The sequence below is a fragment of the Psychrosphaera ytuae genome, assembly GCF_017638545.1.
GTDB lineage: Bacteria > Pseudomonadota > Gammaproteobacteria > Enterobacterales > Alteromonadaceae > Psychrosphaera > Psychrosphaera ytuae.
In genome coordinates this window covers 374,850-392,232 of sequence record NZ_CP072110.1, presented here as the reverse complement: position 1 = coordinate 392,232, position 17,383 = coordinate 374,850, and the positions used below count along the sequence as shown (strand labels likewise).

Here is a 17,383-nt window from a genome sequence, read left to right as displayed (position 1 = left end):
TTTCAGTTCAATTCTTTATCGACCCAAAATTTGGTGCCTTTTATCGTAGCCTGCAGTGCAATGCCACTTTCGGTAAATGTATAAACTGTAACATCGCCGTAATAGGCTTCACCTTCTACAGATGCGCCTTTGCCGTTTGCTTTTACACCAGCGTCAGCATTACCGCCAAAGGTCCAACCGCTTTCTATGAAATTATTAATCGCTTGTTTGTTGTGAAATACCATCACAATTCGATAGTCTTTAGCACCGAACCCTAATCCTACGCCAGCTTCCGCCATATTCATATAGGTCGTTTCACCAGAAACCTTGTTTTTAACTACTCCATATCCTGTGCCTGCAGCGACGAATATAAAATTAACATTCGCGTTGCTAAATACAGCATATCCCGGCGCCGTGGAGATTTGAGCACGTGTATCTGGTTTTGTACGATAAAGCTCTTGAAGCGCTTCACGCTCCATATCTAATATTGCTTGACGTTTATCTCCCGGAGTACCATCGCCCATGGAAGCACAGCCATTGATGCCAATTATTAATAAGACAGAAAGCACTAATTTCAAAGTTTTCATTACGTTAATCCCTAAAGTTATTTGTCCCTATAACTATAGTGCGTATTAAAAAAAGCCCCAATAAATCGTTTTTATTAGGGCAATTATTGAACAGTGGTACTATTCCATTAGCCACATGTGGGCAGTTCGTGCACTTACTGTAAACTTATGCCAGGTGCTAGAAATATATTGAGTATTTGAGGCGTTTAAAGTGTCACGATACGTACGGTACCAATATAAACCGTGATTACTTGTATCCACCCAAATTTCTTGGCTTGTTCCACACTTGTTTATTGCAACAATCCCTTTATAACCGCGGTTGAACATAAGAATACAGTCATTACTCGCCATAACCTGCATCCCTTGTCCCTGGACTTCGTTGTGAAAACGGATCATATTAACTACATCCGTTCGTTTATATAGATCCTGCCAACGTCCACCGTCATTACTCTCGTTGTGGTCAGAATACATCATTGGCACACCACCATCTCGACCGAGAATATATGCGTTTGCCAAATATTCATCGGTTGAATCCAAAATTTGATACCTAAAACCATCATTTAATGGAATATCATGGGTTACAGAAAAAGTAAGTGCGCGTGATGGATTAATCGCTTGACCGTATGCCCCAGGGTCGACTAAAAGGTTCATAGAACCACCATATCCAAGTGCGGCTCGTATTTGTGCAAACAACGGGAAGTCGTATGCTGCATGGTCTGTTTCGTTGAGATATGGCTTCAAAAACGTCTCATATCCACTTTCTCCAGCGCCACCTGACGTTATTATCTCGCCAATGATATGCATGCCATTTTTGATATCTGGGGTAAAAACTGCGTTTAAGTGATATGCAGTCATATGCTTGGCAGCGTCTACCCGAAACCCCTTTACCCCCATGTTTTTCAAGGCTTGAAGATAGGCTTTTTGTTGAGAAACAACCCAATTATTAGGATCTAAATCCGGTAAACCTGTATCGCCATTACCACCACATAACCTGTAGTATTGCACTTCACCTCTATCGTTGTAATTTTGAATACAACCAGGTGCATGAAAATCACCTGCCCCTAAATAATTTTGTGACAGATCACCAAATAGGGTCTGGCTTGCGTAATAACCAACATTATTTGAGTAAGATTGTAAGATTTCTTGACCCGGATAATTTAAGTCAGAGCGTTTCCATGACTCATTGGCCTTATGGTTAAACACAATATCCGCATACACATCTACACCTTGTGCTCGTAGAGCATTAACCATGGCCTCAAAATTAACTCTGTTGCCTAAAGGATTATCTATTACGCGAATATCTTGAGGTTGATATCGAGCCCACCATTCATTTCCTGATGATTTGTAAGCGGGTGAAACCAAAACCTTTTTATAACCAAGGTTAGCTATTTCGTTAGCTTTAAGTCGAACGTCATCATACGTCCAATTAAATGCATGTAATATAACGTCTGCGGATGCCGTAGTGCACGACAATGCCGCAACGCCAATTAATGCCGCTTTGATTGTTTTGTTTGTTTTCATATTATTTCCTGTTGTTATTTGAGAAAGATTTCCTCTTTCCGCTGGAAATAATAAAAACAATTGTCACGACATGCGCTAAATTACATACGTATTCAAAGCGGGTTTCATCAGTAACTTGTTACTAATTATTAATAGCCTGGTGCTATGGCTAAGTTTTGTACCTGTTTGATCTCATTTCTGTTTTTCAACCAAAGTTGAAATTCGCCACCAGTTAAGTGAGCATCTACCGAACAATCAACATTCCAGCGACGTAATAAGTAGCCAGCTAAAGCGGCATTAGTGTTTATTTCTAATACGCCATCAATCATTCCATAATCGATTTCTATAGCCGTGGCAAATTGAACATTTTTGGGATGAGCGACGATTTTTAATTTTATAGGTGAGTTCCACTCTTCGTCATACCGTTTGGTTTCACGAATATCGTTGTCATTTGATAAGAGTGAAACCTTGCTGATCCTCGTTAATACAAAATCTCTAAATGTTTGGCTTTTTCTATCAAACGCTCTAAGGTGCCACCTTAATCCATTATCTACGATGCTATGAGGAACAAGATCCCTTGCACTAGAGCCGCTTGATAATGATGTATAAATCACATTAACCGCATTGCCATTCATAATAGCTTGGGATAACCGCGCAACGACTGTTAAGTCAGGAGTGTTTAATAATGATGGCGCTTGAATTGGATAGGGTTGTGCCTCAATTGCATCGAATCCGTCGGAAATTCCATTGGTGATTTTGGTCAGGGTTCTACGTACGTCATAAGCAAACAAAGGCTTAAAGCTATTACTTTGAAAATACCTTTGATTCAATTCGTCTAAATCAATATTCTCAGGGGCGCAGTCTAGATAATGTTGAAAACTAGCAAGCGCGTCAGCCGGTGTGAGGCTGAATCTCTCCTGTAGTGAAGATGTGTTTAAGTGCCCCTTAAAAAACAAACTGAAATCAATAAAATAAAGCTGCTTTATTTGAGAATGGGTGTAAGAGTCCAATTTTTTCTTAAGTAGAGGGTTTTCTTTTGATTTGTTTATTGCATATTCCATGTTTGCGTAATCCATACCACTTACTTTAAAACATAAAAAAGCCCGTTATACGGGCGTTTAGTTATTTACTTATCGACTGATAAATCGCTTTCATTGTTGCAATTGGATCGGGAGACTTTGTGATGGCACGTCCAATCACTAGAAAGTCAGCTCCGGCTGCCACTGCTTTTTCTGGTGTCATAATACGCTTTTGATCATCAACCGAAGCATCTGCAGTTCGAATGCCAGGGGTAACTAACTTAAAGTCAGAGCCATATTCAGCTTTGAGCATTTCGGCCTCTTGCGCAGAGCATACAACACCATCAAGGCCTGCCGAGTTTGCCAACCCAGCTAAAAACTTTACTTGCTCCTTTGGACTTCTCGTTATGCCTAATTCCACTAAATCGTCTTCAGACATACTAGTCAAAACAGTTACGGCTATTAATAATGGCGCTTTGTCGCCGTAGGGCAATAGCGCTTCTTTGGCTGCGGTCATCATTTTAACACCGCCCGAAGCGTGAACATTAACCATCCAAATACCAAGTTCCGCTGCTGCCTTAACCGCTTTAGCTACGGTATTAGGTATATCGTGAAATTTAAGGTCTAAAAATATCTCAAAGCCTTTGTCATGCAGAGTATTGATAAATTGAGGTCCAAAATGGGTGAACATTTCTTTACCAACTTTTAGTCGACATAAGTTTGGATCTAACTTATCGACTAACTCCAAAGCCTTAGTTTGCGATTCGAAGTCTAATGCGACTACAATTTTTTTGTCTTCCACTGTATATCCCAATTTTACGTTTAAATCCCATCAAGACCCGTCAACGGCTTAATGGTTTGCCAACTATTACACGCTGGGCAACGCCAGCTAAAATTATTTGTCGAAAAACCACAAGATTTACACTCGTAGTTTGGTTTTAATTCTATGTATTTTTTGACCAAACGTTGCAACTGGTCAAAATGCTCATCGGACATAAAGAACTCTTTTTCAAGTTCGATAAGTTTACTGAACCCCCTGACGCTTGGCACATATTGTAATTGTTGAATTATGTATTGACGAGCCGCTTCTACGCCCTTCTCCTTTGCGATAAAGTCCGCCATTTGATTATGCGCGTTTACGCTACTGATGTTCTTTTCTTTGATTAGCCAATATAACCATGCCGCCTGTTCAAATTCATCAACAAAACACTCTGGTGCTATATCAAAAATTGCCGGAGCAAAACTAGGTTCCTTATCTAAGGCTTCAATAATGAGTTCACGTGATTGTTGTTTATTATTGAGCAACAAATATAACTTTGCCAATGACACCATACTGCGCAAGCATTGAGCATTAACCTTTAACGCACGTTTATAAGCTTGTTTTTTTGTTTTTACACTATCGCTTTGGTCTGCCAACTCGCAATAAAAGTGACTTATCAGCTGCCTTGTATTTTCATTAATTAGTGTTTGTTTAGTTTTTAGATACGCATCTATGCCCTTTTGCCATTCTCTTGTTTGTTCAAACAAGTGTAGTAGCATCATCAGGGCTTCGTTGGCATGTGCAGACTTTAAGAGTGGCTCAAGCGTTTTTAAAGCGTGCTCTAGCATACCTGCGGACATGAAGTCTTGAGCTAACTCTAATTTTATAATTTCTAATTCAAACTCTGGAATCTTGATCTGATCGGTGTTTACAAGACCTTCATGAATAGCGATCGCCTTGTCAATCTCACCTTTCTTTCGAAAGAGCTTTGCTAAAGTTAAATAGTTTTCAATATTTGCGGGGGTATCATCAAAGTATTGTATGAGTCGATCAAACGCCTGCTCCTCTTTATTATTAAGAAGTAACGTAACACTCGAGGTTAATGCTTGGTTGAGGGACTTTTGCTGTTGAAGGAGTTCTTTTTTCGCATTGTGTTTGCCCATGACCCAACCATAAGCAACTGCGACCGGTAACAACAAAAATAACAGTTCAAGCATTTTTCTTGTTGAATACCTTAGTAATCGTCATCATCACATACGTGAAAAAGGCACCTAAAAACAGGCTGCTGAGTAGTAAAACAGAAAGTGGCGCGGTCAGTTTTATAAATAACAGATTAATCTCTGTTAAATGGCCATTTTCACTACCCAATGCGAGCGCAATGAACAGTATGACTAAAAATATGAGATATTTTATAAGTTTCAAAAGCCTACCCCTTTGTTTAGGGGTATAAGGCTATTGTAAGTCTGAGTTATAGTCAATCACGTATTACTTATAATCGACTCTTTCACGCAACTCTTTACCTGGCTTAAAGTGTGGTACGTACTTCGCGCCTAGTTCGACTGACTCACCTGATTTTGGGTTACGACCTACTCGTGGTGCTCTGTAGTGCAATGAAAAGCTTCCAAAACCACGAATCTCAATGCGATCACCACTAGACAGACTTTCTGCCATATTATCAATGATGCTTTTTACAGCGGTTTCTACGTCTTTAATAGGAAGTTGTTGATGTTGCTCTGCAAGCGCTTCTATTAATTCTGACTTAGTCATTTAATTCACCTTTTATTAAGACAAAAATAAGGGAGCATTACGCTCCCTTATATTTATAGCTCATTTAAATTCAAAAGCTTAGTCTTTTTGTGCATTTTTAAATGCAGCAGCCATAGCATTTTCGAATTCAGGCGTTTGATTTTGTAGATTATCTAACGCTTGCTTCTCTTCTGCTTCGTCAATCGCTTTGATTGATAAGCTGATAGTGCGGTTCTTACGATCAACACCAACAAACTTAGCTTCAACTTCTGAACCAGCAGTTAATACTGTAGAAGCGTCTTCGATGCGGTCACGTGAAATCTCAGATACACGGATGTAACCTTCAACGTCAGTACCTAGCTCAACAGTTGCGCCTTTCGCGTCAACGTCTTTGATAGTACCTTTAACAACTGCACCTTTCTTGTTGTTTTCTAAGTATTCAGAGAACGGATCAGAATCCATTTGCTTAACACCTAGAGAGATACGCTCACGCTCTGGGTCTACCTGTAGAACAACCGCTTCGATTTCGTCGCCTTTCTTGAATTCACGTACTGCTTCTTCACCTGCAACATTCCAAGAAATGTCAGATAAGTGAACAAGACCGTCGATGCCACCGTCAAGACCGATGAAGATACCGAAGTCAGTGATTGACTTGATGTTACCTGAAACGCGGTCACCTTTGTTGTGTGACTTAGCGAATACTTCCCATGGGTTGTCTTTACATTGCTTAAGACCTAGAGAAATACGACGACGCTCTTCATCAATTTCAAGAACTAGAACTTCAACTTCGTCACCTAAGCTAACAACTTTAGATGGGTGGATGTTCTTGTTAGTCCAATCCATTTCAGAAACGTGTACAAGACCTTCGATACCGTCTTCGATTTCAACGAAACAACCGTAGTCCGTAAGGTTAGTAACACGGCCTTTAAGGCGTGAACCTTCTGGATAACGACCAGCGATGTCGCCCCAAGGATCTGAACCAAGTTGCTTAAGACCTAGAGAAACACGGTTTTTCTCTTTGTCGAACTTAAGAACTTTAACGTCGATCTCGTCACCAACTGCAACGATTTCGCTTGGGTGCTTAACGCGTTTCCAAGCCATGTCAGTGATGTGTAGTAGACCGTCTAAACCACCTAGGTCAACGAATGCACCGTAGTCAGTTAGGTTCTTAACGATACCTTTAACTTCTGAACCTTCTTCAAGGCTAGCAAGAAGTTGCTCGCGCTCTGCAGAGTTTTCAGTTTCGATTACTGCACGACGTGAAACAACAACGTTGTTGCGCTTCTGGTCAAGCTTGATAACTTTAAATTCTAGTTCTTTACCTTCAAGGTGAGAAGTGTCACGGATTGGGCGAACGTCTACTAAAGAACCAGGTAAGAATGCTCTGATGCCTTCAACTTCAACAGTGAAGCCGCCTTTAACTTTACCAGAGATAAGACCTTTAACGATCTCTTCTTCTTCACATGCTTTCTCAAGACGTACCCAAGCTTCGTAACGCTTAGCTTTTTCACGAGAAAGGATAGTCTCACCGAAACCGTCTTCGATTGAGTCTAACGCTACGTCAACTTCGTCACCAACGCTAACTTCTAATTCACCAGCGTGGTTTTTGAATTGTGCCGCAGGGATTGCAGATTCTGACTTAAGGCCAGCGTCTACTAATACTAGGTCACGTTCGATAGATACGATTGTACCTTTAACGATTGAACCTGGACGTGTTTCGATAGTTTGAAGGCTTTCTTCAAATAATTGAGCAAAATTTTCTGTCATGATTTATCTTCATTTAATCCTATGTTGCGTTCCTGCGACAAAGGGGTTGATGTTTAACTTGTTACTTCCGTGCTAACAAGGCTTTCTAAAAGGTTATTTTAATTTACTTTCAACAACTTCTAACAGCTGTTCAAAGACTTGATGAGCGTTAAGATTAGTAGAATCAATAGAAATTGCATCTTCTGCAGGCACTAATGGCGCTACGCTTCTGTTCATATCACGCTCATCACGAGCTTGAATATCGCTCAAAAGGTCGCCGATTTTAACATCGTGCCCTTTGCCCTGCAACTCTTTAAAACGCCTATTTGCGCGTTCTTCCGCACTTGCAGTTAAAAATACTTTGATTGTTGCATCTGGAAAGACAACAGTGCCCATATCTCGACCATCTGCGATAAGGCCAGGACTTTGTCTAAATGCGCGCTGACGACGTAACAACGCCTCACGAACTCTTGGTAATGCAGCGATTTTTGACGCTACTCCACCGACTTCTTCGTTTCGAATCGAATGCGTAACTTCTTCACCTTCGAGGATAATCTTTGACGCATTTTGTTCCGCAACAAATTGAACGTCCAAGTGTGCTGCCAAAGGGATTAAGCTCTCTTCGTCACTTGGTTCAATTTGATGGTGAATCGATGCCAATGCTAATACTCGGTATATAGCACCGCTATCTAAGATCTCCCATCCCAGTTTATCTGCCAAAAGACGACATACTGTGCCTTTCCCTGCACCGCTTGGGCCATCGATGGTAATGACTGGTACTGAATGCTCCATAAATACTCCACTCGCTAAAATTGCGGGCAGTATTATACGCTAATCCGCCCAAAAAAAAATGAATTTAATTTGAACGGATTAGTTTCGCTTATCTAAAATGTCACATAAATGTGATGAAAAGACCGGTATTTGTAGTTTTCCGCTAATTAGTTACAGAGTTAAAACGCTCGAAATAATCTGGAAATGTCTTACTCGTTACTTTGGGATCATTGATAGTTATGCCACTTGGCTTAAACGACAGTAAAGAAAAACACATCGCAACTCGATGGTCGTCATAAGTATCTATGGCTACCTGTCTTTCTTTATCAGGTGTCACCTCGATAAAGTCATGACCCTCTACCACTTTTGCACCATATTTTTTTAGTTCAGTGGCCATCGCAGCTAAGCGATCGGTTTCTTTTACACGCCAATTGTAAATGTTGCGAATCTTAGTCGTACCTTCCGCAAACAAAGCGGTAGTTGCGATTGTCATCGCTGCATCGGGTATGTGATTCATGTCCATATCAATGCCTTTTAGTTGACCATTTGACGATACAGTCAAATGATCATCAAAATATTCAACTTCCGCTCCCATTGCAGCGAGAACTTCTGCAAATTGAATATCGCCTTGGACGCTGTTTTTGCCGATACCGAAAACTTCAATAGGACCGCCAGTGATTGCGCCCGCAGCCAAAAAGTATGAGGCAGATGATGCATCACCTTCTACCATAAACGTCTTTGGCGACTTGTATTGTTCGGTGCCGGTTAATTCGAACGATTGAAAGTCATTGTTGGTGATCTGTACACCAAACGACGCCAAAATAGATAGTGTTAAGTTGATATACGGCTTAGAGACTAGCTCACCAATAACATTTATTTTTACAGGAGAATTTAACAATGGTGCAGCCATCAGTAATGCAGACAAAAACTGACTCGACACGCTGCCATCTATATTGAATTCGATTCTATCTTGCTTTGTACCAGCGTATGGTCGAATTTTAAGTGGCGGATACCCCTCTTCTGCTAAATAAGTGACGTTATCTGCGAACGGAATTAACGCATCGATTAAGTGTCCGATAGGACGTTCATACATTCTTGGTTCACCGGTTAACGTGGCGTTTACTTGGCTAAAGGCCAAAACTGCGGCCAAAGGACGCATCGCAGTGCCCGCATTACCTAAAAATAACTCTTGGTTAGGAGACTTAAACGACCCACCAACACCGTGAACAATGCACTCTGTTTTATCTTCATTTAACTCGGTTTTAACGCCAAGTTGCTCCAGCGCCGTTAGCATATGACGAATATCATCGCTATCGAGCAGATTGGTTATCTTGGTTGTCCCTTCACATAAAGCAGCCAATAACAACGCTCTATTTGATAAACTTTTAGAACCGGGAACAGTTACTTTGCCAGAACAGATGGTTTTTTGTGACAGGGTTAGAGATTCAGACATACTACGGCTGGCCCTACTTAGTTTTGTGTTTTAGTTCAAATGTTTTCATAAATTCTACTAACGCTTTAACACCCTCAATTGGCATGGCGTTGTAGATACTGGCACGCATTCCACCGACACTGCGGTGACCTTCGATGGCAACAATACCATTGGCCTTAGCTTCATCTATAAAACACTGATTCAATGATTCGTCTTTCAAATAAAACGTAACGTTCATTAAAGAGCGATTTTGTTCTGCTACACGGTTCTCGTACAGCTCTGAATTATCAATCGCTTGATACAAGATCGCGGCTTTATCACGATTTTTTTGCTCGATAGCTTCTACGCCACCATTTTTTTGTAACCAATCAAACACTAATTTAGACAAATAAATTGCAAAAGTTGGTGGCGTGTTGTACATGCTGTCTTTCGCTTTGGTGATAGCATAATTTAGGAAAGTCGGTACCGACTCAGAGCTTCGGTTTAGTAACGCGTTATTAATAATAACAATAGCCATGCCAGATGGGCCGATGTTCTTTTGAGCGCCTGCGTATATTAAGTCGTAATCCGTAACATCGATGACACGTGACAAAATATTTGAACTCATATCAATAACTCTTGGAACGTCACGCGTAACCAAAAGTTGGTTCGCTGATTCAAATATCTCAATACCATCGACCGTTTCATTTAGACAGTAATGAATAAAGTCACTTTCCTCACTTACATTCCACTCGGCCAGAGGTAATATTGATGTTTTACCATTTACAACGACTCTGCAATCCTGCTCTTCAACCGTTAAGAACTTATTTCCTTCTACGACTGCATCTTCTGACCACAACCCTGTTGTGACGTAATGCGCTTTGCCATTTTTTTTAAGATTTAACGGGACGGATGAAAATTGGCCGCGACCACCACCTTGCATAAACAGAACACTGTAGTCATCTGGTATTTTCATTAATGATTTTAGCCCAGCAACAGCTTGCTCATAGACCTCAATAAACTCAGGACTTCTGTGACTCATTTCCATCACAGAGCACCCTGTGTTCTGCCAATCTAAAAGTTCAGATTGAACTTTTTGCATTACTTCCTTTGGTAACATTGCTGGACCAGCGCAAAAATTATATACGGTCATTGTTTACTCTACTAATTGCAAGGGGTTGAGGGATAATCGAACTTTTACTCTAACTTGTGTGACCCATGCTGACAAGTGATTAGTCAGACAAATTTAAAACAAGTTTAGTTGATCATCATTAAGGGTGGTTTTTCTTTTGTTTTTATTGGTATTTCGCTTCCTGCTCGCATGCTTTTTTACCACTCTTTCAGTTTCATCCCTATCTATATGTTTCTTGTAATAATCGGTGATCTTTTGCTTTGCGATTTTTGCTAATTCCGTTGGAGGTGTTGATTTTGGATATAGATCTTCTTTTAACCCACAATACATCCAGGGTTGATGTATATAACTATCTGGAACATGACGTAACTCTGGTAACCATTGTCGAATGAAATGGCCTTTGGGATCGTATTTTTCTCCCTGTGTGACTGGATTATAAATTCTAAAGGGATTTATACCAGTAACACCGGACTGCATTTGAATTTGTGGAAAATGAATACCAGGCTCGTAATCAACAAACATTTGAGCCAAATGTTGTGCGGGCTTTTGCCAATGTAGCCATAAGTGATAGCTAGAGTATGCAGTTAACATGGCGCGCATTCTAAAGTTTATCCACCCTGTATGGTGCAACATCCTCATACATGCATCTACAAAAGGAACCCCAGTATTACCTGTTTTCCACGCATCAAAAAGACTGTCATCAAATTCATCACGACGCATTTCATCAAGCGCCTTGTTTACCGCTCGGAATTCATGTTCTGGCTCTGATTCAAATTTTTGGATAAAGTGTGAATGCCAATACAAGCGAGATATAAATCCAGACTTATTGCGTTGGGCAAAGTCCCGGTCAAGGTTCCAAGCTGTTTGCATCACCTCTCTTAAAGATAAATTTCCGTACGCCAAATAAGGACTTAATCTAGAGCTTGCTGACTGACTTTTTATTGGACTTGATATGCCAAATAAATAGGAGGTAATTCGCTGTTCTATAAAAGACTGTAAAACGGCCGTACCTTGAGACCTACCGCCAATCTGAGGCGCTTTGGCATATAACGAGTCATTTCCAGGATAAGTCTGTAAATGTTCTAAACCGGAATGTTTGTTGATTAAAGGCTCGGCTTTTATTGGGCCTGTTTCAATTAGTGATTCAAAAAACTCATCTGCTTTTTTAGAATATTCATTTCGATCAAGTATGCCTCTAAAAACCGCTTTTTGTTGAAACTCAAACCAATCAATTTGGTTTTGCTGTAACCATGCTTTGACTTGCAAATCGCGCTGAAAAGTCCAGTCATTACCGGTTTCTTCATGGCTAAATACAGCATTAATGGCAATATATTGTTGTATTCTTTGTAATACCTCTACGACATTTCCTGTACGTATAGTTAAAGTAAGTCCAACTGATAAAAGTTCTTCGGAAAATTGCAGGAGAGACTCTTTAATAAAGTTAAATTGCCGTGCACTCGTATCTGGTAAAGACCAATATTCCGGTTCAATTACGTAAAGTACAACAATCGGCAAACCCCGCTTCGAGGCGTTGACGAGCGGCGCGTGATCAACAGCTCGTATATCTCTTTTTATCCAAACTATATTAATCGCCATAAGACACCCATGTTTACCAGAGTGTTTACGTAGAAGTAGGCAAATTGATCATTTTAGCGAACTTTTTTATTGGGAATTCAAACCTTTTTATTACTTGCAGCGACTAACTAGTAAAATAATTAGGAAAAATGGAATTATGAAACGTCAATATCTACCCTTAGTCTCAACAATACTAATATCCGCAGCCCTGGGTACAGCACCCATTAGTGCAAAGCAAATGTACCCAGTGATGAAAAACAATGAAACCATTACCGTCGATGCAAATCTCGATGAAGGGGTTTGGCAACAGGCCACTCAAATAAAGTTACTTTATGACATTAATCCTGGGTTAAACACTAAGGCGCCCGTTGAAACTACCGCATACATATACGAATCAGAGAGTTCGTTGTTTATAGGTTTTATTGCTAAAGACCCTAACCCCGAAAAAATTCGCGCTTATTACCGTGACCGAGACACAATATTCCAAGATGACTTTGTAGGTATTGTGATTGATACGTTTAATGACAACCGCCGGGGATATGAGTTTTTTGTAAACCCGTTTGGCGTGCAGGGAGATTTGATAAAAGACGATACTCAAGGTGGTAACGAGGACGCAAACTGGGACGCAATTTGGAACTCTGCAGGTCGAATAACAGAGGATGGATATATAGTAGAGATGGAGATCCCTTTCAGTGTAATGCGATTTCCTGCGGATTTAGATCAAATGAATTGGGGGTTTCAACTTCTCAGAATTTACCCACGTGATAAGCGTACCGTTATTTCCAACAGTGCGATAGACAGGGACATGGATTGTGGTATATGCCAATATGATTTGTTAACTGGCATTAGTAAAAAAGACCAAGGTAAAAATCTACAAATAACCCCAACCGTTACCTATTCGTATAGCGAAGAAAGACCAGAGATTAACAGTCCATGGAATGACGCCGACAAAAAAGCAGACGCTGGAGTAAATGCTAGGTGGGGGGTCAATGACAACCTTTATTTAAACGCCACTTTAAATCCAGATTTTTCTCAAGTAGAGGCTGACGCAGCGCAACTAGACATTAACAACACCTTTGCATTGTTTGTTAATGAAAAACGCCCATTCTTTCTAGATGGTAGTGATTATTTTAACACCCAGCGAATGAATCTTCTTCATACACGTAATATTAATGCACCTGACTACGGCCTAAAATTAACGGGTAAAACCAACCGCCACACTTACGGTTTTCTGACTGCCAATGATGAGTCTACGACATTTTTGGTACCAGGTACGCAAGGTTCGAGCGTCGCGCAAATTCAGCAAAAATCAAAAATAATGGTGGGTAGATACCGTTTAGATGTTGGCGAAACAAGTAATGTTGGATTAATGGTCACAGATCGTCGAGGCGATAACTACAGCAATACGGTCACTTCAATCGATGGAAAAAACACCATCACTAAATCAGACACAATTAGCTATCAGGTAGCACATTCTTCAAGTGACAATCCTGACTCAATTCAACAAGAATATGACGTCGATAAAAAACAAACTGATTCGGCCTATTCTTTGCGTTATAGCCACAACACCCAAAACTATGGATTTAGTGCCTCACACATGAAATACGGTGAGAACTTCAGAGCAGATTTAGGCTTCGAAAGCCAAGCAGGCATCAAAAAATCCATCATTGGTGGTTATTACGACTGGCGTCGTGGTAGTAGTAATAATTGGTCACGTATTGGTGTTTCAGGGGATTGGGATAAGACCTATGACCACACCGGCCAAATGTTAGAAGAAGAAGCTGAAGTTTACTTTAATGCAGATGGTCCAAAGCAGCTTTTTGCAGAAATAGGTTTGTTAACTCGTGAAAGCTACTGGGAGGGACAATACTATGATGTTAACAATGTAATGACATTTTTTAGATTTGACCCTTTCGATAATTTGAGAGTCTGGAATTTTATAAGAGTTGGTGATCAAATTGATTATGCAAACAATCGAATAGGTGATGGCACCATAGTAGAACTTGGCGGCAACTTTAAACTTGGAAGACATTTAAACGGAGAAGTTAACTACAATCACAGAAAAGTCGATGTTAACGACCAAAATGTCTTCTCTGCTAACCAATATGACGTCAGGCTAAATTATCAATTTAATCTGCAGTCGTATTTGCGCTTTATTGTTCAGTACACGGATATAGAGCGCAACCCAGAGATGTATTTATATGAAAGCGTCGACCGCCGCTTTAAAGGCGTCAAAACCGAACTACTTTATGCATATAAGCTCAACCCTCAATCATTAGTTTATGTCGGTTACACCGACAGAGCGAAACAAACTGATGAGTTAGAGGATATAGAAAAAGACAGCCGTAAAGTCTTCATGAAGTTAAGTTATGCTTTTCACTTATAATTCGCTTGTTAGCTAGGCAATAAAAAAGGGCGTAATAAATACGCCCTTCTCAATACTAACCTAGTGACTTAAGCTTCGCCTTCAGCATCTGACGCTGAGTTTTCAGAATCATTTGCTTCTGTCGTTTCAAGTGATTGTTCACCTGTTGCTTCGCCTTCAGAACCTTCAATTAGTTCGTCTTCCGGCTCTTCTATTTCTTCGATCTTAGCTAGACCAACAACAGATTCACCTTCAATCGTACGAATTAGACGTACACCTTGGGTGTTACGACCAACAACGCTCACTTCCTCGACACGAGTTCTTACCAATGTTCCTTTGTCACTGATGATCATGATTTCGTGATTGTCGGCAACTTGTGTCGCTCCAACTACTAAACCATTACGCTCACTGACCTTTATAGAAACAACACCTTGTGTCGCACGACTCTTAGCTGGGTACTCATGTTGTGGAGTACGTTTACCAAAGCCGTTTTCAGTTACGGTCAAGATGTTGTCTTCATGGTTAGGTACGATAAGTGATACTACTTTACTTTCTTCAGTAAGCTTAATACCACGTACACCTGTTGCCGTACGTCCCATTGAACGTACTTGGTTTTCATGGAAACGTACAACTTTGCCGTTTTGCGAGAACAACATAATTTCATCTTCGCCGTTGGTAATCGCAGCGCCGATTAGCTTGTCACCTTCATTAAGGTTAACAGCGATGATGCCGCTTGAACGAGGACGAGAATATTCTGTTAGAGCTGTCTTCTTAACCGTACCGTTAGCTGTCGCCATGAATACGAACTTATCTTCTTCAAACTCTTTAACTGGAAGAATCGTTGTGATCTTCTCTTCCGCGTCTAAAGGTAATAAATTAACGATTGGACGGCCACGAGATTGACGGCTCGCCAATGGCAATTGGTAAACCTTCAACCAATACATACGACCAAAGTCAGAGAAGCACAGAATAGTATCGTGTGTGTTAGCAATTAATAGCTTCTCGATGAAGTCTTCATCTTTCATCTTAGTTGCAGATTTACCACGGCCACCACGACGTTGAGCTTGATAGTCAGTCAACGGCTGATACTTGGTATAACCTTCGTGAGATAGTGTTACAACTACGTCTTCTTCGTTGATTAAATCTTCAAGATTAATATCGTGAGATGCATCACGGATTTCTGTGCAACGCTCATCGCCATATGTTTCGCGGATTAATTCTAACTCTTCACGAATTACTTCCATCAAACGAGCTGGTGATCCCAAAATCTCAAGAAGTTCAGCGATTAACTCTAACAGATCTGCGTATTCGCCTAGGATCTTCTCGTGTTCTAAGCCGGTTAACTTGTGTAGACGCAATTCAAGGATAGCTTGAGCTTGTTGCTCAGTCATATGGTACTCGCCATCGCGAATCCCATATTCAGGCTCTAACCACTCTGGACGTGCTGCATCATCACCAGCGCGCTCTAACATTGCCGCTACATCACCTAACTTCCAACCACGAGCAGTTAATCGAACTTTAGCTTCTGCAGGTGTCGGAGATGTTTTGATTAATTCAATAATTTCATCAATGTTAGCGAGTGCGATTGCTAGTGCTTCTAATATATGCGCACGATCTCGCGCTTTTCTTAAGTCATAAACGGTTCTGCGAGTTACAACTTCACGGCGGTGCGATAAGAATGCTTCTAGCATTTCCTTAAGGTTAAGGATTTTTGGCTGGCCATGATCTAGAGCGACCATGTTAATACCGAACACAGTTTGCATTTGGGTTAGTGCAAACAAGTGATTAAGAATGACTTCTGTAGGTTCACCGCGCTTCAGCTCGATAACGATACGCATACCGTCTTTATCTGATTCGTCGCGAAGTGCAGAAATACCTTCTAATTTTTTATCCTTTACCAACTCAGCGATTTTTTCGATTAATCTTGCTTTGTTTACTTGATAAGGAATTTCAGTAACGACAATTGTGTCTTTACCTGTCTTTTCGTCCGTCTCAATTTCTGTGCGAGCTCGGATATACACCTTGCCACGACCAGTGCGATAGGCTTCTTCAATGCCTTTTCGACCATTGATAATTGCCCCAGTAGGAAAATCTGGTCCAGGAAGGTGTTCCATCAACTCAGGCAATGTAATGTCACCGTTGTGAGACAGCGCTAACGTTGCGGCAATAACTTCACGTAGGTTGTGAGGCGGTATATTGGTTGCCATACCTACGGCAATACCAGATGAACCATTTACAAGCAGGTTAGGAACTTTTGTTGGAAGTACAGCTGGAATTTGTTCTGTACCATCGTAGTTCGGAACAAAGTCGACCGTTTCTTTTTCTAAGTCTGCCAAAAGTTCGTGTGCTAGTTTTTCCATACGAACTTCTGTGTAACGCATTGCAGCCGCTGAGTCACCATCGATAGAACCGAAGTTACCCTGACCGTCTACTAACGTATAACGTAGTGAAAAAGGCTGAGCCATACGTACGATAGTGTCGTAAACCGCACTATCTCCGTGTGGGTGATATTTACCGATGACGTCACCGACGACACGAGCAGACTTTTTATAAGGTTTGTTCCAGTCGTTTTTTAGTTCGTTCATGGCGAACAAAACGCGTCGATGTACCGGTTTCAATCCATCGCGGACATCTGGTAACGCACGGCCTACGATTACACTCATCGCATAATCTAGGTAACTGGTTTTTAATTCTTCTTCAATATTAATCGGACTAATATTGTTGGCGAGATCTGTCATAAACGCACTGTTCCCTGCAACTACTTTAATGAAGTTTTATTGTTATAAATCAGCTCGCGATTGTAACACAATGCT

14 protein-coding genes are annotated in these 17,383 nt (G+C 40.8%); 1 reads left to right on the top strand and 13 read right to left on the bottom strand.

Going from position 1 to position 17,383, the window contains the following annotated elements:
- Positions 1–2: 2 nt before the first annotated feature.
- From J1N51_RS01800 to J1N51_RS01745, 12 genes are all read right to left on the bottom strand, one after another.
- Complete coding sequence (locus J1N51_RS01800; RefSeq protein ID WP_208832298.1) at positions 3–566, bottom strand: lipid-binding SYLF domain-containing protein; 564 nt, start codon at positions 564–566, stop codon at positions 3–5.
- Positions 567–665: 99 nt separating this feature from the next.
- The gene (locus J1N51_RS01795; protein WP_208832297.1) at positions 666–2,066 is read right to left on the bottom strand and encodes an alpha-amylase family protein; all 1,401 of its coding nucleotides are present in this window, start codon (positions 2,064–2,066) and stop codon (positions 666–668) included.
- Positions 2,067–2,194: 128 nt separating this feature from the next.
- Positions 2,195–3,121 (bottom strand): WYL domain-containing protein, encoded by a 927-nt coding sequence (locus tag J1N51_RS01790; RefSeq protein WP_232842836.1) that lies wholly within the window; start codon positions 3,119–3,121, stop codon positions 2,195–2,197.
- Positions 3,122–3,167: 46 nt separating this feature from the next.
- Positions 3,168–3,866 carry an orotidine-5'-phosphate decarboxylase gene (gene pyrF / locus J1N51_RS01785; protein ID WP_208832296.1) on the bottom strand — a complete coding sequence of 233 codons (699 nt, stop codon included), beginning with the start codon at positions 3,864–3,866 and terminating at the stop codon, positions 3,168–3,170.
- 20 nt (positions 3,867–3,886) lie between these two features.
- A complete protein-coding gene (locus tag J1N51_RS01780; protein WP_208832295.1) occupies positions 3,887–5,041 on the bottom strand; it encodes a hypothetical protein in 1,155 nt (384 codons plus the stop codon).
- Complete coding sequence (locus J1N51_RS14805) at positions 5,034–5,192, bottom strand: lipopolysaccharide assembly protein LapA domain-containing protein (RefSeq protein WP_408635907.1); 159 nt, start codon at positions 5,190–5,192, stop codon at positions 5,034–5,036. The genes J1N51_RS01780 and J1N51_RS14805 overlap by 8 nt, the downstream gene beginning before the upstream one ends.
- Positions 5,193–5,309: 117 nt before the next feature.
- Positions 5,310–5,591 carry an integration host factor subunit beta gene (locus J1N51_RS01770; RefSeq protein WP_208832293.1) on the bottom strand — a complete coding sequence of 94 codons (282 nt, stop codon included), beginning with the start codon at positions 5,589–5,591 and terminating at the stop codon, positions 5,310–5,312.
- 78 nt (positions 5,592–5,669) lie between these two features.
- A complete protein-coding gene (gene rpsA / locus J1N51_RS01765; protein ID WP_208832292.1) occupies positions 5,670–7,337 on the bottom strand; it encodes a 30S ribosomal protein S1 in 1,668 nt (555 codons plus the stop codon).
- Between the two features lie 93 nt (positions 7,338–7,430).
- On the bottom strand, positions 7,431–8,108 hold the full coding sequence (gene cmk, locus J1N51_RS01760; RefSeq protein WP_208832291.1) for a (d)CMP kinase: 678 nt from the start codon (positions 8,106–8,108) through the stop codon (positions 7,431–7,433).
- 142 nt (positions 8,109–8,250) lie between these two features.
- Complete coding sequence (aroA, locus tag J1N51_RS01755; RefSeq protein WP_208832290.1) at positions 8,251–9,540, bottom strand: 3-phosphoshikimate 1-carboxyvinyltransferase; 1,290 nt, start codon at positions 9,538–9,540, stop codon at positions 8,251–8,253.
- A gap of 13 nt (positions 9,541–9,553) precedes the next feature.
- Positions 9,554–10,651, bottom strand: coding sequence for a 3-phosphoserine/phosphohydroxythreonine transaminase (serC, locus tag J1N51_RS01750; RefSeq protein WP_208832289.1), 1,098 nt, complete (start codon positions 10,649–10,651; stop codon positions 9,554–9,556).
- A 93-nt stretch (positions 10,652–10,744) separates the two neighbouring features.
- The gene (locus tag J1N51_RS01745) at positions 10,745–12,226 is read right to left on the bottom strand and encodes an FAD-binding domain-containing protein (protein WP_208832288.1); all 1,482 of its coding nucleotides are present in this window, start codon (positions 12,224–12,226) and stop codon (positions 10,745–10,747) included.
- A 136-nt stretch (positions 12,227–12,362) separates the two neighbouring features.
- Here J1N51_RS01745 and J1N51_RS01740 point away from each other — a divergent pair, with 136 nt between their 5' ends.
- Positions 12,363–14,591 (top strand): carbohydrate binding family 9 domain-containing protein, encoded by a 2,229-nt coding sequence (locus tag J1N51_RS01740; RefSeq protein ID WP_208832287.1) that lies wholly within the window; start codon positions 12,363–12,365, stop codon positions 14,589–14,591.
- Between the two features lie 68 nt (positions 14,592–14,659).
- On the opposite strand, the gene gyrA is transcribed toward J1N51_RS01740, so the two are convergent.
- On the bottom strand, positions 14,660–17,308 hold the full coding sequence (gyrA, locus tag J1N51_RS01735; protein ID WP_208832286.1) for a DNA topoisomerase (ATP-hydrolyzing) subunit A: 2,649 nt from the start codon (positions 17,306–17,308) through the stop codon (positions 14,660–14,662).
- Between the last annotated feature and the right edge of the window lie 75 nt (positions 17,309–17,383).